Here is a 19,330-nt window from a genome sequence, read left to right as displayed (position 1 = left end):
AACCCGGGATCGGGGGAGGTTTTGCACCCTATTCGACGGCGACGGCCTTGCGCACCATGTCCCAATAGATGCCCTCCACCGCGTCACGGTCGAGTCGTCCGCCCTCGCGATACCATGTGGTGACACCGGTCAGCATCGCGATGATCGCCAGCGTCGCGAGCTTGGTGTCGGGCACCGCGAACCGGCCCGTGGCGACACCGCGTTTCAGGATGCTTTCCAGCTGATCCTCATAGGCTTTTCGCAATCCCTCGATCACCGCGAAATTCCTGGGCTCCAGATTGCGCAGTTCCATATAAGCGATGAAGACCAGCTCGGGCCGGGCCAGATGAAACCGGATGTGATGCCGTGTGAACGCCTCGAGCGCCAGTTTTGCGCAGCCCTCGGGCACCTGCCAGTCGGACAGAAGCTCCTCCATATGGTCGCGCATGAGATCGAACAAAAGCGTCTGTTTGTCGGGGGTGTAGAGATAAAGCGCGCCCGCCTGAACGCCGACCTCCGCCGCGATCTGGCGCATGGATACCGCCGCGAACCCGTGCCGGGCGAACAGCCGCAAGGCCGCCTGCCGCACTTTCGGGCCGGTGATTTCCGCGTGTGATCCCTGTTTGCGTGCCATGGCGTCACAGTATCTGAACGAATGTTCAGTTCAACCCTCGCGCTGGACCTGAAACCAAGGCTGCGCTAGGCCTGTGTCATGCGCTGGATCCTTGCCCTGCCTTTGCTTCTTGCCGCCTGCGGCGACCCGCTGCCGGACCTTGACAGGCCGCTGAGCGATGCCGCGCGCGATGCGGGCTATCCCGACCTGGTTCCACTGGGCCCGCTTCTGGTGCAGACCGACACGCTTTTGCCGCGCGACGCGGCGGCGGAGGGCCAGAGCCTTGAGGCCCGCGCCGCCGATTTGCGTAGACGCGCCAACGCCTTGCGGCGGATGGAGCTGCCCTGAGACCTCAGCCGCGTTGCATGCCTTCGCGATAGAAGCTAACAGGGGCGCCAGCCCGATCCCGCCGTTGAAGGAGCCTCCGATGACTGACACGCTGCGCCTTGGCATCGCCGGTCTTGGAACCGTGGGCGTGGGGGTGGTGAAGATCATCCAGCGTCAGGCCGATCTGCTGACCGCGCGCACCGGCAAGCGGATCGAGATTTCCGCCGTCTCCGCCCGCTCCCGCGACAAGGATCGCGGTGTGAACACTGCCAAATATGGTTGGGAAGACGACCCGGTGGCGCTGGCTGTGCGGGACGATATCGACATGTTCGTGGAGCTTATGGGTGGCAGCGACGGCCCGGCCAAGGCCGCGACCGAGGCCGCGATTGCCGCGGGCAAGGATGTGGTCACCGCCAACAAGGCGCTTCTGGCGCTGCATGGTCAGGAGCTTGCGGTTGCGGCGGAGGCGCGGAATGTCACCCTGCGCTATGAGGCGGCGGTGGCCGGGGGCATCCCGGTGATCAAGGCCCTGACCGAAGGGCTGGCCGGGAACGAGATCACTCGTGTCGCCGGGGTCATGAACGGCACCTGCAACTATATTCTGACCCAGATGGAAGCGACCGGGCAGGGCTATAACGCCCTGTTCGAGGAATGCGGGCGGCTTGGTTATCTGGAGGCCGATCCGAACCTTGACGTGGGCGGTATCGACGCGGGTCATAAACTGGCGCTTCTGGCCGCGATCGCCTTCGGAACCCGGGTCGATTTCGACGCGGTGGCGTTGCAGGGCATTCAGTCGATCACCTTGCAGGACATCCGGCGCGCGGGCGACATGGGCTACAAGATCAAGCTTCTGGGCGTGGCCCAGATGACCGGCCGAGGGCTAGAGCAGCGGATGACGCCCTGTCTCGTGCCCGCAAGCTCCCCGCTCGGGCAGTTGGAGGGCGGCACGAACATGGTCGTGCTGGAGGGCGACAGCGTGGGCCAGATCGTTCTGCGCGGCGCCGGCGCCGGCGAAGGCCCCACCGCCAGTGCGGTCCTGTCCGATATCTGCGATATCGCGCGCGGCATCCGCCTGCCCACATTTGGCCAGCCCGCGGCCCATCTGAAGGCCGCCCCCCCGGCCTCGGCGGCGTCGCCTGCGCCCTATTACCTGCGGCTGACGCTGAAGGACAAACCCGGCGCGCTGGCCAAGGTGGCGACCGTTCTGGGCGACAATGGCATCTCCATCGACCGGATGCGCCAGTACGACCATCCCGATCAGGACGTGCCGGTGCTGATCGTGACCCATGTCACGGCGCGCCCGTCGCTGGATGCGGCCCTCGCCGCACTTCCCGCCACCGGCGTGGTTGAGGGGGAACCGGTTGCGCTCCGGATCGAGGACGTCTGAGCGCTCCGTTAGCGCCCCCATCCTTGCCCCTTCCGCGCGGCAGGGATACGAACGTTGCATTCTTGTCCTGCTGCCCGGGAAGGCCATTCCATGAACGCCCCAAAAGATTTCAACGATCGCATGCTGTCCCTCGGCCTCGCCCGCGTGTCGGAGGCCGCGGCGATGGCCTCCGCCCGGCTGATCGGCCATGGCGACGAGAAGGCCGCCGATCAGGCCGCTGTCAACGCGATGCGGGAGCAGTTGAACAAGCTGGATATTCAGGGCGTCGTGGTCATCGGCGAGGGGGAGCGGGACGAGGCGCCGATGCTGTATATCGGTGAAGAGGTCGGCAATGGCGAAGGTCCCGCCGTGGATATCGCCCTTGACCCGCTTGAAGGCACCACACTGACAGCGAAGGATATGCCCAACGCGCTGACCGTGATCGCCATGGGGCCGCGCGGCTCCATGCTGCATGCGCCTGATGTCTATATGGACAAGCTTGCCATCGGCCCCGGCTACCGGCAGGGCGTGGTGACGATGGACATGTCGCCAGCCGAACGGGTCAGCGCGCTGGCCGCCGCCAAGGGCTGTTCCACCGAGAACATCACCGTTTGCGTTCTGGAACGCCCGCGCCACGAGACGATGATCGAGGAGCTGCGCAGCACCGGCTGCGCGATCCGCCTGATCACCGATGGCGATGTGGCGGGTGTCATGCATTGCGCGGAATCCACCACCGGCATCGACATGTATATGGGCTCCGGCGGCGCGCCCGAGGGCGTTCTGGCTGCGGCCGCGCTGAAATGCATGGGCGGGCAGATGTATGGCAAGCTCCTGTTCCGCAACGACGATGAAAAGGCGCGGGCGAAGAAGGCGGGGATCTCCAATCTCGACCGGGTCTATACCCGCGACGACATGGTCATGCAGGATGTGATTTTCGCGGCCACGGGCGTCACCGATGGTTCCATCGTGCCGGGGATACGGCGCGAGGTCGGCTATCTGACCGCCGAGACGATCCTGATGCGCTCGAAAACCGGATCGGTCCGCCGGATGAGCTATCGCAACCCTGTGAAATGAGCGCGGCGGCGCTGCTCCTGATCGACATTCAGGCGGGCTTCGACAGCCCCGTCTGGGGTGCCCGGAACAACCCGCAGGCCGAAATCAACGCGGCGCGGCTCCTCGCCGCCTGGCGTACGGCTGCGGCGCCTGTCATCCATATCCGCCATGTGAGCGTGGAGCCCGGCAGCCCGCTTGGCCCCGGGCCCGGCAGCGAGATCAAGACGGAGGTGGCGCCCCGGACCGGGGAGCCGGTCTTCCAGAAATGCGTCAATAGCGCCTTCATCGGCACCGGGCTGGAGGAGCATCTGCGGGGCCACGGGATCGACCGGCTGGTGATCTGCGGCCTGACCACGCCGCATTGCGTCTCGACCACCGCGCGTATGGCGGCCAATCTGGGCTTCGAGGTGCGGCTGGCCCACGACGCCTGCGCCAGTTTCGCAGCCAACGCGCGGACTGACTGGGCCGCCGGGGTGGCCCCGCTGGACGCGGAGGCGATTCATGCCGGTGCCGTGTCGCATCTGCATGGCGAGTTCGCCACTGCCCTTTCCACGGATGCCGTGCTAACCCAAGGCCCATGACCGCCTTTCTCGGGATCGAAACCTCGCTGACCGGACGCCGCTGGGTCGGGCCGCCGCCCGAGACCGCGCGCCTGGCCGACGCGCTGCAGCAGCAGGCCGGCCTGCCGCCTGCCGTGGCGCAGGTTCTGGCGCGCCGGGGTGTCATGCCCGAAACGGTGGAGGGATTTCTGGCGCCTGCCTTGCGGGATCTGCTGCCCGATCCGATGGGCCTCCGCGATATGGGGCCGGCCGCCGACCGCTTGCTGACGGCCCTGAAAACCCGCGAGCGGATCGCGATCTTCGCCGATTACGACGTCGATGGCGGCGCGTCTGCGGCCTTGCTTCTGGACTGGCTCCGGCAAAGCGGCCACGATGCGACGCTTTATGTCCCCGACCGGATCGACGAAGGCTATGGCCCCAATGACGCGGCGATGGCGGGGCTCGCGGAAACTCATGATCTGATCGTCTGCGTCGATTGCGGCACGCTCAGCCACGGACCGATCGCGGCGGCGGGCGGCGCGGATGTCGTGGTGCTGGATCATCATCTGGCGGGCCCGGAGCTGCCGGATTGTGTGGCCGTGGTGAACCCGAACCGGCAGGACGAAACCGGCGAGCTGGGGCATCTTTGCGCGGCGGGCGTGGTCTTTCTGCTGCTGGTCGAGATGAACCGCCGCCAGCGGCTGGCGGGCGTTACCGGCCCCGACCTGATGACGATGCTGGATCTTGTGGCGCTGGCCACCGTGGCCGATGTGGCGCAGCTGACCGGCGTGAACCGCGCCTTTGTGCGGCAGGGGCTGAGCGTCATGGCTCGGCGCGCAAGGCCCGGGCTGGTGGCGCTGGCCGATGTGGCGCGGCTCGATCGCGGCCCCACATCCTACCATCTCGGCTTCGTCTTCGGCCCGCGGGTGAATGCGGGCGGCCGGATCGGGCAGGCGGATCTGGGCGCGCGGCTTCTGGCGACCCGCGATCCGGGCGAGGCCGCGGAGCTGGCCGGACGGCTGGACGGTTTGAACACCGACCGGCGCGAGATCGAGGCGCGGGTGCGCGACGCCGCCCTGGCTCAGGCCGAGACCCGGGGGCTGGATGGTCCGCTTGTCTGGGCCGCCGCGGATGGATGGCATCCCGGTGTCGTCGGCATCGTTGCCAGCCGCCTGAAGGAGGCCACGAACCGCCCCGCCGTGGTGATCGGTTTCGACGGTGACGAGGGCAAGGGCTCGGGCCGCTCGGTCTCGGGTGTCGATCTGGGGGCCTCGGTCCAGCGGCTGGCGGCCGAAGGCTTGCTGCTCAAGGGGGGCGGGCACCGGATGGCGGCCGGCCTTAGCCTCACCCGCGATGCCCTTGAACCCGCCATGACGCGGCTGGCGGAGCTTCTGGGCAAGCAGGGGGCGGGGGAGGGCGGTCCGGCCGATCTGCGGCTGGACGGCGTGCTGATGCCTGCGGGTGCGACGCCCGAACTGATCGAGCAACTGGACGCCGCGGGGCCTTTCGGCGCCGGCGCGCCCGCGCCGCGATTTGTGTTTCCGGCCATGCGCCTGGCCTTCACCAAACCGGTGGGCGACGGACATCTGAAGCTGGGCTTCACCGATGGCGGCCCTGTATCGGTCGAGGCGATTTGCTTCAACGCGGCCCAGTCCGGGCTTGGCCCCGCGCTTGAAAACCACGGCGGCCGGCAGGTGCATCTGGCCGGCCGGGTGGAGATCAACCACTGGCAAGGTCGCCAGAGGGTGCAGCTGCGTCTGGAGGACGCGGCCTGGGTGGCGTGAAATAGCCTGCGGAAAGGCAAAGAATCCCCTTGCGCGCCCCGACCGCTTTGCCTAGAAACCGCCCACGCCAAGCGCGGCCCGTTCGTCTATCGGTTAGGACGCCAGGTTTTCAACCTGGAAAGAGGGGTTCGATTCCCCTACGGGCTGCCACTTATCCCCATAAAGGCCTGTTTTTGCTGATAAAAATTCAGCGCCGGTTTCTCTGCCTAAGCATTGCCTTGAATGTCCAAGCGCGGCGAACGACCCGGAAAGCGCCTGCGACCGCTCACGAAGATGTGATCGCATGTCGCACGCTCAAGGTTGTGACGGCTTGCAAGGAAAACAGCGCTGAACGCACACACGGTCATTGACTGTTAATACGCACAGCGTATATATGGCCCATAAAGACCCGTCGGAGACCCGCCCGCACTGTCGGTCACGGGAAACCGAACTTAATGACCCCGGGGGCGCGAAAGCGTCCCCGTATTCATTTGTGGAGTGTGCATGACAGTTTCCCCGGCGCAGCCGCAACCGCAACTTCGTGTGCGCATCTTCGTAGACTTCTGGAACTTTAGCTTGTCGCTGCGCCGTGAGAACAACACGTTCATGGTTGACTGGCGTCCTGTAGGACCACTGTTTACCGCCGAAGCGGCGAAGCTGGTTGACCCCAACGCCCAACCAATTTTCGAAGCGATTCACGTCTATGGCTCTTTTGACCCCAACAAGCCACAAGACAACAGGCTTAAGAATTGGTTCACCAATACCTTGGACAAAATGCCCGGCACGCATGTCGCGCTTGTGGAACGCCAGCAAAAACGCGCGTATCCCAAATGCCCTCATTGCCAAACGGAGGTGTCGCAATGTGCGTCGTGTGGTGGCGACATGCGAGGCACCGAAGAAAAGGGCGTAGACACCCGAATCGTTGCAGACATGATTAGCTTGGCTTGGGCGAAGGCTTATGACGTAGCCGTTCTGGTATCTTCGGATCGTGACTTTGTGCCGGTTGCTGAATTCCTACAGACCAAGGGCATAAAGGTCGTTCATGGCGCCTTCCCGCCGAAGGGAATTCACCTTTCACAGAAGTGCTGGGCGAATTTCAGCATCACAAATCTTATGCCTCAAATCGAACGCAAGTGAAAAAAAGCCGCCCCCGTAGGGACGGCAGTTGCTCTTGGCACTTAAGGGAACTTGGGTCAGGCGGCGACGGCGTAGGTGCTGCGGCAAACCTCAAGGGTGCGGGCACGATCCGACGCCGTGACGGTGTAGAGCGGCACGGCAAGCAACGCGGCTTCGGTCAAGTCTACGGACAATCCTTCGGCGGCAAGGGCTGCGTTGATCGTGGTCGCAGGCGAAGCGATGCCCACAGCAAGCACGTCGCCCGGCACGTCCCAGCGGGTTTCGGGGACATGGTGCAGCATATGGTGCAAGCGCTCGGAGACGGCTGGCAGGGCAGCACAGGACCAGCCTAGGCGCTGATCCATCACAGGGGCGGCAAGGGCCACCGTGGGCACGTAGAGGGGCATCTGGCGCTCCCCTAGCCCGGACAGGTCGGGGTAGTCAGCAACCGCAGGATTGACGGGCCACAGGCACGCGTAGTTCGGAACCTGCACATAGCCGTGCATCGGCGCGGGGCGCTTGGCAGGCGATGACGCGGCAAGCCACGCCACCAACTGCGATATGTCGGCTGCGGCGGGCATTGGTCAGACTTCGACCCGCGACGCTTCGGCTTTGGCAACAACGTCGGCGTCGTAGAAGCTGGCGTGAGTGTCAGCTACGACCTTCTCAAAGTTCTTCGTCTTTTCGCCCAGCGACCGGCCTTCGTTGAGCAACGCGGAACCTTCGGGGGCAAACTTGGACACAGCGGTTGCGACCATAGTGCGGTGCAGTTCTTCGCTGACGCCAAGCAAGAAATGGGGGCGCGTGTAGATCACGGACGCCACGTCGGAACGGCTCTTATAGAGCGCACCGACTTCGGCCATACCTTCGGGGGTTTGCGTGCGACGCGAAATGAATTGCGCGATTTCGCCTGCAACTTCTCTATCGTAATTGTCGGCACCAAGCACGCTATCAACGATAGCTTTGCCTTCATTCATAAGGTCGTCAGCCTTCTTTGCAAAGATTTCCGCATGACGCCGGATTTCGGCTGAAAGCTGTGTCGCCTGCCCTTGGCCGATAATATGCAGCATGGCCCTTGTCTGCGTTTGGTCGCCCGCAAGACGCTGGTTCTTCTTTGCTGCTTCTACAATGCGATCTTGAAGCGCGGCCTTCTGCCCCTTCACGCTGGGATGGTCGTCGGGCTTGCCCATGAGTGCGTGAAGATGCGTATACGTTTGAAGACGTTGCAGCTTCTCCGAGTTTGCCACGTTGAGAAACTGTGCGTTCCCGTCCTTACGTCCGAAATTTGCCATGTTCATTGGATTGGTGCCTTTTCTGCTTGTGTTTCTTCGTTAATACCGGCTGACGCGATCAATTGGCGCTGTTGTTCAATCAGGCTGTTGGCCCAATCTTTGAAACACGGCACCATCATTACCTTGGTGCCCCTTGGTGGAATGCTGCTAATAATCGCACCCGTTTCCGCGTCGTATTCCACGACAGAACTACGGACCCGAACGGGCGGGCGATTGCGGCTTTCCAGCTTGGCGACGCGTGCGGCTAAGCCCCTCATTGCTTCGCCTCTAGCTTTTCAATGCGTTCAGCCAAGTCTGTTGTCTCGAAAAGCCGTGCAATGACTTGAAGGACGTGGGCGTATTTACTACCGTGGTCCACGGGAAGCTTGCCGCCCCTCATTTCTCTATACACCTTACAGAGTTCAGTCCTGACTTCGTGCGTGTTCCGCAACGGCGCACGAACCCGCTTTTCAGAGGGGGTGGTAGGGTCCGAACTATCGTCAACAGATGCAAGCATTTCGGCGTCTCGGGGCTGGAAAAGGGTGCCAATTACGGGCGGCTTACGAAGCATAAGCGGGGCAATTGCAGACCCGTCAAACGAATTCGGGCTTGGAATTCAAAGCAGACAAATGAAGACACAAATAGTTTTTTCGCACGACCCTACGACGATATTGCAGCCCGTTTTTAGGCGGGGCTTAGGCAAGGCAATTACGTCGGGAAAATACTGAGTCGTTACATGTGGTTGCGATGTTGAATGGCAGCCCGCACGGCTACCAAGCCTTGCCCACACGCCCTACGACTGGCCTTGCCGTTCGCTTAAAGCCTTCGCCATGACCGCAGGGTATTGGAACCGGGGTTGCCACTTCTCTTGCGGCACGAAACCCAAGCCGACGCGACGCCATGATACGACACACCGTTTCTTTTCAAGGCTTGCTTTGTATTCGGCGGTATCGACGCCTTTAATATCGTCCAGATAGTCGAGATACCGCGCGAACGTGCGCATAGGGTGTTCTTCGGTAAAGCCGTCGTCGTCCCAACTTGTGCGGTAATAGCTGGCAAGGAATGCGTCGCTGCGAAGCTTCCACAGTTCATATTCTACGATGCACTGCAACGGGAACGGCGTGTGATCCACCAAGCCGATAATCATGCGCAACGCCATGTCCTTAAGATGCTTGTCCATGTATGCGCCGCCCTGACGCGTGTAGACTTCACCGAAGGTATTGACCATGCGCCGGGCACCGTCTTCCAAAAGCCCCTTGTGGCCTTCGTTCCATCTACGATCATGCGACGCGTGGAACATGTCGCGCACAAGCTGCACATACATCGCCATGTGCGAACCCTGCGTGATGAATGGCGGCTTTCGCCCCGCCGCTGTTTCCGTTTCGATCACGAACCCGCCGATAAATTCAACAAACTCATTCGGAACGTTTCTCAATTCATACGACATGGCTTCGGTCCTTTCTACGTTGGCTTTTCGGCGTTGCTTGGGTTAGCGATTGGTAGTCAATAGCCTGACAACGGCTAACGGGCTGTTTTATATAGTCTATTTCACGTTGTTGTATGTGTTGTGTGTGTTGTGTGTGTGTTCTTCCACCTTCATTTTCCCTTCCTATTTCCTGCTTTTCCGGCCAACATGCACAACGCGAACTATCTGTTTACTCTCAATGACTTACGTGTTGCGCCCACCTACAACACCTACAACACAGTCCATTGCGACGGCTATTCGGTGAAGAATTGGGGATTGGTTGGCTTGCTTTCTTCTGCGTCGGGTCGGTCAAGAAAATACTGCGCATTGGTTACAGCGTATGCTTTGCCGCTCTTTCCATGGGCCTGCTTTGTTGCCTGATCCACTTCGACAAACCAACCGGCGTCAATGAACGAACGAACGGTTCTTTCAAGTGCGGCGACGGGGTTCGGCTTTCCGTGCTTGAATGCCGCGCGACGGCCAACGCCGCTAAGCAGATACGACCATGGGATGATATGCGCCGCGTGCATTGAACGGGTCACGCGCCCGGCATTCGATAGTTCGTGATATTCGGCGACCAAGTAATTGACGACGGTTCGCTTTAATTCTTCGGCTTGGCGAAGTTCGTTGTTTTCGTCGCCGCCAACTTCGCCCCGGCTCACGCGTCCGATGACTACGCCGACCGTGTAGCGTTCCAGATTGATTGCCCACAGCGCGTGTTCAAGGGTGACTGTGGGCATGTCGAAATGAACGCCGACCGCGACCAAGGACGCCAGTTTCTTCGCCCGCAACGCTGATCGGGTCCACAGGGCGCGCACCACGTCGTCGCCGCAAGTTTCCATGATACGGCGGGTTTCCTTTTCGTAGGCTGCCAGCGCGTCCCTTGCGTCGTCTGCGGCCCCTACCTGCACAACTTGGTCTTGCTGATTGAGCGTATGGCTACGTTCGCAAAGAGCGGTCAGATATTGGACCAGTTCCGGCGATGGTTCGTATTGGGGATATTCGTTGATCTGCGGCCAATCGTTTTCGTTGCGGTCCAGCATCATGAAACGCGGCCAAAGACCGTCCGACACGCAATTGTCGGTGTAGTTCGCGTATACGGTCTTCTGCGTGCCTTCGGCGTAGATCGTGACGGCGGGTCGCACCACGTCGCCGATGTTGTCGCTTGCGTTGGCGTAAGCCGTGCCACCAACAACGCCGCCAAACGACGAACTGCCGTATATGTCCAACCACTTCGTAGCTACGTCGCGGTCATGCGACGACGCGCGCGGGTCGGTCATTCGGCTGAATTCCTTCCCGCCTTCGGTCATGATCGACACAAACGACCGGACCTTTTCCAAATGCCTCATGACGGCTGGCACAGAGGCGAAGCGTGCCGGGCCGATGAATTCCCTAGCCGACGGCATGTTGGGCGCTGCGTGCGGGTTCTCCCCGCGCACCACGGCGTCTAGCAGGCTATACATGCCCTGCCGCCCGGCGTCCTTACCCATGCCCGTGGGCGCGGCCACCATGATGTAGAGATTAAGCCCGGCCATGCGCCCCGGCGTCTGATAGGCGCGGCCCGCGATACCAGCGAACAAGCCAAGCCCCGCGCCCAATGCAACTTCTTCGATTGGATACGTCGCCTGATCGCGGATATAGTCCACGGCGGCACGCAGGGCGGAATTGGGCGGCAATAGGTTGGGCTTCGGGGTCATTTCGTGCCTGTTCTTAGGCAGGGCATAGGCAAGACAATGCGCCCCTGCACTTATCTATGTTTTTCAGATAACTACGACGATGAATGGCAGCCCATGCAGCTACCATACGTTCAAGCGCAATGCTGGCGTGCGTCAGTCAACGCGACCACAAGCGCTTTCATTTCGTCAACGGAAGCGCCGCGAACGCGGGCGGCAAGCATGGCGTTCACTTCGGACGCAGGCCATGCCGACGACTTTTCGCCAAGCTTGATCGGGCGGGGCCACAGCCCCTTCGCCATGGCCTCATAGAGCGTCGGGCGGGCCATGCCGGTGACGGCGCATACGTCCTTCGTGCGCAGAAGGGCGTTCGGGACAAGCTGTGCGGGGGTGAAGGCGGTGCCGGGCTTGCCGGTGTCGGTCGTCGGGGCGGTCATTGGTTCGGGTTCCTTGTCACATGTTCTGGCATGTCTGCCTGTCATGTGCCGAACCTGACAGCGTTTGCGGGCCATGTCCCAACCGACCGCAGGACAAAAAGCCTATACGTTTCCAGCTACTTACGTGCCTTCATCGGGTTCCTTCGATGCCATGCCACGAAGCTTCGCGCGCATTCGTTGCTTGTAGCGATTTCGCCGGTCTACGTCGGCTTCTGTCACTTCGTCCGACACCTTGCGACCGCTGCATTCTTCGTAAAATTCGTCAACGGCTTCGTCCAAAGTTGCGTGTTGGCCTGCGTCGAACGCGTAGCGGGCTTTGCGCAGAACCTTGCTTGTGTGCTTGCCCACACCGCGCGGGGCCTTGGGCGGGATAGGCACGCCCTGACGAATTGCGGATACGATGGGTTTGGGCTGGCCCTTTCTGCGGGGCATCACACGGCACCACGAAGCGGCACGACGTTTTCGGCGGGCTTTTCGCCTCGGCAGAACCCGGCGAATGCTTCCATCATGGCGCGGCGTTCTTCAACAAGGTCGTCGCGGCGGTAGCGTTGTTCAACTTCGTTGCCGACGTTGTGGGCAAGGGCCAGTTCGCTTTGGATATTGTCGTAGCCGCGCTTCGTCGCCCAATCCTTGAAGGTGCTGCGAAGGCCATGCGGCACGGCGGGGCGCGGCTGCGGTTCTTCGGCGGGGTCTTCCGGCTTGGTCAAGACGTTCGGATCAACCCAACCGCGACCGTCCTTCTTCGCCTTAGCTTGGTGCATCCTTTTGAGAACGGCGGATATGGTCATGTCCGACATGACGCCGCCACGCGGTGCAGGGAACACAAGCGCGTTGGGGTCTTGGTGTTCGGCGTCGAAGTTCGGCAACGCCTTCAACAGCGCCACGGCAGCTTCCGAAAGCGGCACGGCGTGAGACTTCTTCATCTTCATGCGGGCTGCGGGGATCGTCCAGACATTCGCCTTAAGGTCGATTTCGCCCCATGTCGCGCCGCGAACTTCGCCCGACCGCGACGCGCACAGCGTCGTGAATTCCAGCGCCCGCGCCGCCGTGCCTTCCCGCTTGCGAAGTGCTGCAAACCATGCGGGCAGTTCCGCTTGCTGTATGGCAGGATGGTTCGCCGCTTCGGCCTTGCGTTGGTTCTTGATCCAGATTTGAAGCACGGCGGTTGAAGCCGGGTTGTCGGTTTCGCGGCACCCTTCGTCAATCGACCACGCGAACACGCTTTCCATGCGCTGCCTGACCCGACGTGCTGTGTCGGTCTTCGTGGCCCAAATAGGCTTCAATACGTCCTTCACGTCGTCAATCGTAATCGTGCCCACAGGCTTCGCGCCTAGCTTCGGAACAACGTGAAGGTCCAAGCTGGACCGCCATTGCTTGCGGTGCTTGTCGCTGGACAGGTTCTTTTGAATGTAGTCGGTCTTCATGTATTCGCCCAAGGCGTCGGCAAAGGTTACGACTTTGGGTGCGTCGGGCTTATTCCGCGCGGCTTTGCGTTCTTCGACGGGGTTGCGGCCTTCGTCTACCATTTCCCGTATCTCGAAAGCCTTGCGCCGTGCTTGCTTCACGGTCAGGCCGCGCCGCTGCGGCATGTCGCCGGTTGGCGGTTCGACCCATTTGCCAATGCCGGTGCAGGACGTTTTGCCGTTCAACGTGAAGAACACTTCCCATGACTTCGACACACGTTCTTCGCCTGCCTTCGTCGTGTGTTTCGTGACCCGAAGCCAAAGCCCGTCGGCAAGGTCGTCGCGGATGCGCATGACCGTCTTGCCGGGTTCCGGCCCGGTAATCGCATTCACCTTCTTGTCGTCCAGCTTCGCCATGCTCAAATCCTCTGCCTAACCGTTGCCTAAGCAAAATGGCAGAAGCAGGCACCCTTTTCAAGACACAAGCAGACACAGGTTCCCGGCAAGTATCTGTTAACGTTTTATATTTCAGACGACGCCAGACGGTGACAGACTATATAATGGAAGCCCTACGGGCTGCCAAAAATCTCCCGAAGTTCACTGAAGTATTAAGATAGCTCCACGGCTTGTAGCAGTTGCTGCCGCATTTCCTCCCGCATGCAATCATGTGAGGCGCTCAGCAAAAAGCCGCAACCTTCGGGTCGCGGCTTTTTCAGGTGACTGAAGGGCCACCGCATCGCCCCCGCTGACATAGTGCTGCCCGGTTCATGGCAGATTGCGACCACGAAAAAGCCCCGGCAAAGCGCCGGGGCTTTCTCATTCCAGTCAAAATGAATCGTCAAGTTTCAGCCATTACGAAACAAGCGCTCGCCACGATGACGGGCAGGAGTATCCATGTGAGACGTTTGACCCCGCTGCTGATCCTGGGCTTTGGCTTTTTTGCATCGGCTTGCACAGTGCCCGTAGAAGTGAGTCGACAGGCACCGATTGCCTTGGTGACAGAGGCAGATGTCGCCGAAACCGTCAGCGCGTTTGAACAGCCGGCCGCACAGGTTCGAGCCGCTTCAGCTGTACGCCTCCAACCTCAGATTGCGCGACGCGGGCAAGTCAATGTGATCGGGAACGACAATGGCGGCGATCTCGTCGAATATGCGCAGATTGTTTCGCGTGCACGCATCGAGAATGCGCAGGTTGCATTCAGGGGCAGTTGTGCCTCGGCATGTACCCTGTATCTGTCTCTCAGTCCCTCTCAGACCTGCATAGCACGTGGTGCATCTTTCGTTTTTCACAGGGCATACGGGGCGAGGTCAGATGTGAACCAATGGGGGACCAACTATATGTTGACCCGCTATCCCACTTGGGTTCGGCAATGGATTGAAGCGCGTGGAGGGTTGTCCGACCGATTGCTGCGAATGGACTATTCCTATGCTTCGCGGCATCTCAGGCGATGTCAGATTGCATGACCCGAAAGCGACGGCTGAGCATACGCCTTTTAAGGCAATGCTGTCGGGCTGTGGCAACATATTCGAAAGACCATGAGTTGACGTCAGGACGCCCGAGAAGCCTGATTACGCTGAAGCCGCCGGTACCAGTCAATATGGCTCTTCGGGGATCTCTGCTATCGGGCCGCCCCCAAGCCGATCAACAAGAAACGATATGCATGGATCTTCTGGTCTGAGTTCTAGAAGCCGTTCAAGTTCTTGCTGCAGAAGCGAACGATCCTCGATCTCCGCATAGAAGTTGCAACGTTGATCAATGTCGCCGGCATCTTGAGCGTACGCTCCATCCGGAACTCCTACACGCGCTGTAATCGCCGCCAAAGCAGCTATCACACCCATTTTCGTACGCATAATACCCGTCCTTCTTCAAATACTATCTGGCAGCGACGGGATCACTCATGCCGCCAGCCGATAGCTGCCCGCCGGCCCCAGCGCCGATCGGGAAAAATGTAAACACAATTTCGCTAAAATTTGACATAAATTCAACACAATTGCCCCAGTAATGCCACTTTTCTTGGAAACAATCTGATTACACCCCATATAATGTGTGCAAGACTTTGCGAGCCGCCAGATATTGATTAACCTTCGTTAACTACGAAAGGCACCAGGGGGGTTTGCGGCTCTGGTAAATTGTGGCTCTGATGAAACCACTCCAGTCATGAAACGTCGCCGACCTGCTGTCCTCTCGCGTTGCGCGGGTGTCATGGGGCAGTCGGATAACAACAATGCGAAGCAGACTTCTGATCTGTCTGGAAAAGTATCTCGTTCCGAGCACAGCGATCGTAGTGCCGCCTCCAGACGATCCGCCAGCATGTATGGAAGACATTACATCGCTTGGTTCACAAGGCCGGGGGACAACTCCGCATCCCACTATGATCTGGCGCGCTCAACAGCACGATTTTCTTCGTTGCGCCTCTCTTGGAAAGCTTGTTATACGCCGCTAGTCTCGGCGTTCCAGAGACTGGACGAGACGAAATTATTGTGCCGCCTTAGCTCAGTTGGTTAGAGCGCTGGATTGTGGATCCAGAGGTCCCCCGTTCAAGCCGGGGAGGCGGTACCACTCCTCTTAGGGTCTAGTCTGCCAGATCGATCTCATGGGTCAATTCGCCCGTGGCAAGGTCGAACACCCGGATATGATCGTCGTCACTGACAAGAATCGCGGCGGTGCCGGTCTGACTGTAGCCGGTGATCGCCACGCCCTCGGGCATCGGAAAACTGTCGGGAAAGACCAGCGCCGGCGCGAGCGCGCCCGACATCCGGATGACAAGCAGCGCGACGATGGTTATGACCCCCCCAATCATCACCACCGTCAGCACGGTCACCAGATTGCGCAGCAGTTTCAGGTGGCCGGGAAGCGGCGGATCATTGTCATCCTGCGGAGTGTCATTCATGTCTCTGGCCCAGATCGTCACGGTCCTGATCGGCCCGGACCCGGCCCCGCGCCTTGATAAGGCACTGGCCCGCGATGTACCAGAGGTCGCAGCGCTGAGCCGCTCGCGGCTGGCGCGGCTGATCGCGGCGGGCGCGGTGACAGTAAACGGCGCCGTGGTGACGGATGGCACGGCGCGCGTGGCCGAGGGCGATCAGGTGGAGATCACCGTGGAAGCGGCGGTGGAAATACGCACCCGGGCGGAGGATATTCCGCTGGATATCCGCCATGAAGACGACGATCTTATTGTGATCAACAAGCCTGTCGGAATGGTCGTTCACCCCGCGCCGGGCACGCCGGGCGGCACGCTGGTCAATGCGCTCCTGCACCATTTCGGCGGCAAGCTGTCCGGTGTCGGCGGCGAAAAACGGCCCGGCATCGTGCACCGGATCGACAAGGATACCAGCGGCTTGCTGGTGGTCGCGAAATCGGACCGGGCGCATCATGGACTGGCCGAGCAGTTTGCCGATCACAGCGTGGAGCGGCTTTATCAGGCGCTTTGCCACGGCGTGCCCGATGCGGCCGATCCGCGGTTGCGCGGTATCCGCGGTGTCAGTTTCGAACCGGGGGGGACGTTGAAGATCACCACCCAGCTGGCTCGCCACAAGACCGACCGGCAACGTCAGGCGGTGCTGTTTCAGGGCGGCCGCCACGCGGTGACGCGGGTGCGCGTGACCGAAGCCTTCGGCGTGGCCGCCCTGGTGGAGTGCCGGCTTGAAACCGGCCGGACGCATCAGATTCGCGTGCATATGGCCCATGTGGGCCACGGGCTGATCGGCGATCAGGCCTATGGCGGGCGGCGCCGGATCGGCGCGAAAGCGGTGGGGGAAGCTCTTGCCGAAAAGTTGAACGGGTTCCCCCGACAGGCCCTGCATGCCGCAAGCCTTGGCTTCGTGCATCCCGTGAGCGGAGAAACCCTTCGTTTTCAGGTGCCTATGCCGCCAGATATGTCGGAACTGCTGGATGGCCTGCGCGGTGCATCCCTGTAACTTGTGCACAATTGCACGTTATATGCCCGTAACACCGATTGCTGTGCGCCGGCATAAGGGGTAATCTCGTCCCAAGCCAACTGGCACGACATCTTGACGTGCTGTCCAGCAATACCCACCTTAGTTAAAAGTTAACCGAATTTACATTATCTGGAGCCAAGCAGGGGGTCCGTGACATGAGTACATATGCAAATCTGCCCGCACCGTCGCCGGAACAGGGGCTGAACCGTTATCTTCAGGAAATCCGCAAGTTCCCGATGCTGGAGCCCGAAGAGGAATACATGCTCGCCAAACGGTGGGTGGATCATGAAGACACCGAAGCGGCCCACAAAATGGTGACCAGCCATCTCCGTCTGGCCGCGAAAATCGCCATGGGCTATCGCGGCTATGGTCTGCCCCAGGCCGAGGTCATCTCGGAGGCGAATGTGGGGCTGATGCAGGCGGTCAAAAAATTCGACCCCGAAAAGGGCTTTCGCCTCGCCACCTATGCGATGTGGTGGATCCGCGCTTCGATCCAGGAATATGTCCTGCGCTCATGGAGCATGGTGAAACTGGGCACGACGAGCGCGCAGAAGAAGCTGTTTTTCAACCTGCGCAAGGCCAAGGCCCGCATCGGTGCGCTGGAAGAGGGCGACATGCGGCCCGAAAACGTGGCCCGCATCGCCAATGATCTGGGCGTGACCGAGGATGAGGTGATCTCCATGAACCGGCGCCTGTCGGGCGGCGATGCCTCGCTGAACGCGGTCGTCGGCAGCGATGGCGAAGGCGCGACCCAATGGCAGGACTGGCTGGAAGACGATGATGCCGATCAGGCCGAGGATTATGCCGAAAAGGACGAGTTCCAGCACCGCATGGCGTTGATGGAGCAGGCGATGGAGGTTCTGAACGAGCGCGAGCGCGATATTCTGGAACAGCGCCGCCTGCAGGATCAGCCTGTGACGCTGGAGGACCTGTCCGGTGTCTATAATGTCAGCCGCGAACGCATTCGCCAGATCGAGGTGCGCGCGTTCGAGAAGCTGCAGAAGCGGATGCGCGAACTGGCCCGCGAAGACGGTCTGACAGCCGCCTGAGCCGGACTTCCAGGCCCCTGACCAAAAGGCCCCGCGGCGAATGCGGGGCCTTTTTTTGTGGCGAGTCCGCCGCCGCCATGCCGGGGCACAACCTGGACGCAAACCGGCCGTTTCCTGCCTGGCGGATCGAAGCCCGGCCCGCCAAAAAGGCGCGTTTCAGGGGCTTTTCGTGCGCAACCCGGCAAAAATCCGCTATGGATTGAACCCGGGCGCGGCCCGTGCCGACCCATGATACACGATCCGACTGGACAGGATGGCCCCCATGATCCGCCTTTTGCGCCTTGCATCAGCATTCGTCTGCCTCACCGCCCCGGCCCTGGCCCAGGATATCGCAGGCAGCGCCGATCACCCGCTGGTCGGCCGTTTCGACGGCAGCGTCATCCGTGCCTATGAGACCCGGGAATTCGATGAGGTGCATCTGGCGCGCGCGCCCGGCGAGGTCAGCACCGTCGAGGGGGCCGTCACGCGCCTGTCCTACGCCTATCCGGCGGAGACCTCCCTCGTGCAGGTGGTGCGGAATTTCGAACAGGCGCTGGAGGGGCGGGGGTTCGACATTCTGCTGAGCTGCGATCAGGCGGATTGCGGCCGCATCAGCTATGATGTGGAGCAGTTCGGCAACTCCCCTGCATGGGCGGATGCGTTCAACTACCGCTATGTGATGGCCACGCGGGACGGGCCCGAAGGTGCCGCCCATGTCAGCCTGTTCCTGTCGGTCAACAACGGCAATGTCCTGTCGGTCGTGACCGTGACCGAGGAAGAGGCGATGGCGTTCCGGATGATCGACGCCGCCGAAATACAGAGCGCAATCGGCGAAACCGGCCGCGTCGCTCTCTACGGCATCACATTCGACACCGATCAGGCCACGATCCGCGCTGAAAGCGCCCCGACCATTGCCGAGATGGCGGCGTTTCTGGCGGCAAATCCGGATCTGCAGGTGGTGATCGTGGGCCATACCGACAATCAGGGCACGATGGAGTACAATCTGGCCCTGTCGGCACGCCGGGCCGCCGCGGTGGCCGACGCACTGGCGCGGACTCACGGGATCGCGGCCGCCCGGATGGCCCATGCGGGTGCCGGGTTTCTGGCCCCGGTCGCGGTGAACACCACGGCGGAGGGGCGCGCCCTGAACCGCCGGGTGGAGATGATCGCGCGCTAGCCGCATCCCACGGCCCTTTCCAACACCACTCCCCAGCCGCCTGATTCGCGTCTGAGCGGCCTCGGGGTGGGCGCGGGGCTGTGCGATTGTCACGGCTCTGCGAGGGCAAGTCTCTGTTTTCGTGAGGGATGTTGCGGCGGCTCACGGGGCCGCGAGGGGGCGTGACGGGGTGGCGGATGGTG

21 protein-coding genes and 2 tRNA genes are annotated in these 19,330 nt (G+C 61.3%); 12 read left to right on the top strand and 11 right to left on the bottom strand.

Translation table 11 applies throughout. The features are described 5' to 3' along the window. Positions 1 to 28: 28 nt before the first annotated feature. Complete coding sequence (locus D9R08_RS16875) at positions 29 to 613, bottom strand: TetR/AcrR family transcriptional regulator (RefSeq protein WP_121899254.1); 585 nt, start codon at positions 611 to 613, stop codon at positions 29 to 31. A 78-nt stretch (positions 614 to 691) separates the two neighbouring features. Between D9R08_RS16875 and D9R08_RS16870 the strand changes: the two genes are divergently transcribed. From D9R08_RS16870 to D9R08_RS16840, 7 genes are all read left to right on the top strand, one after another. After that, the gene (locus D9R08_RS16870) at positions 692 to 940 is read left to right on the top strand and encodes a hypothetical protein (protein WP_121899253.1); all 249 of its coding nucleotides are present in this window, start codon (positions 692 to 694) and stop codon (positions 938 to 940) included. 79 nt (positions 941 to 1,019) lie between these two features. Then, positions 1,020 to 2,306 carry a homoserine dehydrogenase gene (locus tag D9R08_RS16865; RefSeq protein WP_121899252.1) on the top strand — a complete coding sequence of 429 codons (1,287 nt, stop codon included), beginning with the start codon at positions 1,020 to 1,022 and terminating at the stop codon, positions 2,304 to 2,306. A gap of 90 nt (positions 2,307 to 2,396) precedes the next feature. Next, positions 2,397 to 3,359: a class II fructose-bisphosphatase gene (gene glpX, locus D9R08_RS16860; RefSeq protein WP_121899251.1), complete on the top strand. Its 963-nt coding sequence runs from the start codon at positions 2,397 to 2,399 to the stop codon at positions 3,357 to 3,359. Next, the gene (locus D9R08_RS16855; RefSeq protein WP_121899250.1) at positions 3,356 to 3,919 is read left to right on the top strand and encodes a cysteine hydrolase family protein; all 564 of its coding nucleotides are present in this window, start codon (positions 3,356 to 3,358) and stop codon (positions 3,917 to 3,919) included. Before glpX ends, D9R08_RS16855 begins: the two co-directional genes overlap by 4 nt. After that, positions 3,916 to 5,661, top strand: coding sequence for a single-stranded-DNA-specific exonuclease RecJ (gene recJ, locus D9R08_RS16850; protein WP_121899249.1), 1,746 nt, complete (start codon positions 3,916 to 3,918; stop codon positions 5,659 to 5,661). Before D9R08_RS16855 ends, recJ begins: the two co-directional genes overlap by 4 nt. A gap of 75 nt (positions 5,662 to 5,736) precedes the next feature. Next, a tRNA-Glu gene (locus D9R08_RS16845) sits at positions 5,737 to 5,811 on the top strand. Between the two features lie 333 nt (positions 5,812 to 6,144). Further along, positions 6,145 to 6,777, top strand: coding sequence for an NYN domain-containing protein (locus D9R08_RS16840; protein ID WP_121899248.1), 633 nt, complete (start codon positions 6,145 to 6,147; stop codon positions 6,775 to 6,777). Between the two features lie 56 nt (positions 6,778 to 6,833). Here D9R08_RS16840 and D9R08_RS16835 read toward each other — a convergent pair whose 3' ends face one another. The 8 genes from D9R08_RS16835 to D9R08_RS16800 all read right to left on the bottom strand — a co-directional run bounded on the left by D9R08_RS16835 (position 6,834) and on the right by D9R08_RS16800 (position 13,422). Further along, positions 6,834 to 7,307 (bottom strand): hypothetical protein, encoded by a 474-nt coding sequence (locus tag D9R08_RS16835; protein WP_158599029.1) that lies wholly within the window; start codon positions 7,305 to 7,307, stop codon positions 6,834 to 6,836. 33 nt (positions 7,308 to 7,340) lie between these two features. Further along, on the bottom strand, positions 7,341 to 8,054 hold the full coding sequence (locus tag D9R08_RS16830; protein WP_121899246.1) for a hypothetical protein: 714 nt from the start codon (positions 8,052 to 8,054) through the stop codon (positions 7,341 to 7,343). Beyond that, on the bottom strand, positions 8,051 to 8,305 hold the full coding sequence (locus tag D9R08_RS18970; protein WP_147450714.1) for a hypothetical protein: 255 nt from the start codon (positions 8,303 to 8,305) through the stop codon (positions 8,051 to 8,053). The genes D9R08_RS16830 and D9R08_RS18970 overlap by 4 nt, the downstream gene beginning before the upstream one ends. 515 nt (positions 8,306 to 8,820) lie before the next feature. Then, on the bottom strand, positions 8,821 to 9,474 hold the full coding sequence (locus D9R08_RS16820; RefSeq protein WP_147450713.1) for a hypothetical protein: 654 nt from the start codon (positions 9,472 to 9,474) through the stop codon (positions 8,821 to 8,823). Positions 9,475 to 9,746: 272 nt separating this feature from the next. After that, entirely contained in the window at positions 9,747 to 11,189 is a 1,443-nt protein-coding gene (locus D9R08_RS16815) for a hypothetical protein (protein ID WP_121899243.1), read from the bottom strand. 110 nt (positions 11,190 to 11,299) lie between these two features. Continuing rightward, on the bottom strand, positions 11,300 to 11,602 hold the full coding sequence (locus D9R08_RS16810) for a helix-turn-helix transcriptional regulator (protein WP_121899242.1): 303 nt from the start codon (positions 11,600 to 11,602) through the stop codon (positions 11,300 to 11,302). Positions 11,603 to 11,722: 120 nt separating this feature from the next. Further along, the gene (locus D9R08_RS16805; protein ID WP_147450712.1) at positions 11,723 to 12,034 is read right to left on the bottom strand and encodes a hypothetical protein; all 312 of its coding nucleotides are present in this window, start codon (positions 12,032 to 12,034) and stop codon (positions 11,723 to 11,725) included. Then, positions 12,034 to 13,422, bottom strand: coding sequence for a site-specific integrase (locus tag D9R08_RS16800; RefSeq protein ID WP_121899240.1), 1,389 nt, complete (start codon positions 13,420 to 13,422; stop codon positions 12,034 to 12,036). Before D9R08_RS16800 ends, D9R08_RS16805 begins: the two co-directional genes overlap by 1 nt. A gap of 350 nt (positions 13,423 to 13,772) precedes the next feature. On the opposite strand from D9R08_RS16800, the gene D9R08_RS18965 reads away from it, so the two are divergent. Next, a complete protein-coding gene (locus D9R08_RS18965) occupies positions 13,773 to 14,468 on the top strand; it encodes a hypothetical protein (protein WP_147450711.1) in 696 nt (231 codons plus the stop codon). A 129-nt stretch (positions 14,469 to 14,597) separates the two neighbouring features. Here the strand turns inward: D9R08_RS18965 and D9R08_RS18960 are convergent, their stop codons facing one another. Beyond that, on the bottom strand, positions 14,598 to 14,855 hold the full coding sequence (locus D9R08_RS18960; protein WP_147450710.1) for a hypothetical protein: 258 nt from the start codon (positions 14,853 to 14,855) through the stop codon (positions 14,598 to 14,600). Between the two features lie 632 nt (positions 14,856 to 15,487). Here D9R08_RS18960 and D9R08_RS16795 point away from each other — a divergent pair. Further along, positions 15,488 to 15,564 (top strand) — tRNA-His (locus D9R08_RS16795). 13 nt (positions 15,565 to 15,577) lie between these two features. Here D9R08_RS16795 and D9R08_RS16790 read toward each other — a convergent pair. Beyond that, positions 15,578 to 15,895 carry a DUF6476 family protein gene (locus tag D9R08_RS16790; RefSeq protein ID WP_121899239.1) on the bottom strand — a complete coding sequence of 106 codons (318 nt, stop codon included), beginning with the start codon at positions 15,893 to 15,895 and terminating at the stop codon, positions 15,578 to 15,580. On the opposite strand from D9R08_RS16790, the gene D9R08_RS16785 reads away from it, so the two are divergent. From D9R08_RS16785 to D9R08_RS16775, 3 genes are all read left to right on the top strand, one after another. After that, positions 15,894 to 16,922, top strand: coding sequence for an RluA family pseudouridine synthase (locus D9R08_RS16785; RefSeq protein WP_121899238.1), 1,029 nt, complete (start codon positions 15,894 to 15,896; stop codon positions 16,920 to 16,922). The genes D9R08_RS16790 and D9R08_RS16785 overlap by 2 nt on opposite strands. 176 nt (positions 16,923 to 17,098) lie before the next feature. After that, entirely contained in the window at positions 17,099 to 17,992 is an 894-nt protein-coding gene (gene rpoH / locus D9R08_RS16780) for an RNA polymerase sigma factor RpoH (protein ID WP_121899237.1), read from the top strand. Between the two features lie 262 nt (positions 17,993 to 18,254). After that, positions 18,255 to 19,148, top strand: coding sequence for an OmpA family protein (locus D9R08_RS16775; protein ID WP_158599028.1), 894 nt, complete (start codon positions 18,255 to 18,257; stop codon positions 19,146 to 19,148). Positions 19,149 to 19,330 lie beyond the last annotated feature (182 nt).

The sequence above is a fragment of the Rhodophyticola porphyridii genome (genome assembly GCF_003688285.1).
Classification (GTDB): Bacteria; Pseudomonadota; Alphaproteobacteria; order Rhodobacterales; family Rhodobacteraceae; genus Rhodophyticola; species Rhodophyticola porphyridii.
Note: the sequence above shows the minus strand (reverse complement) of the source record. Positions and strands in the feature narration are given on the sequence as shown.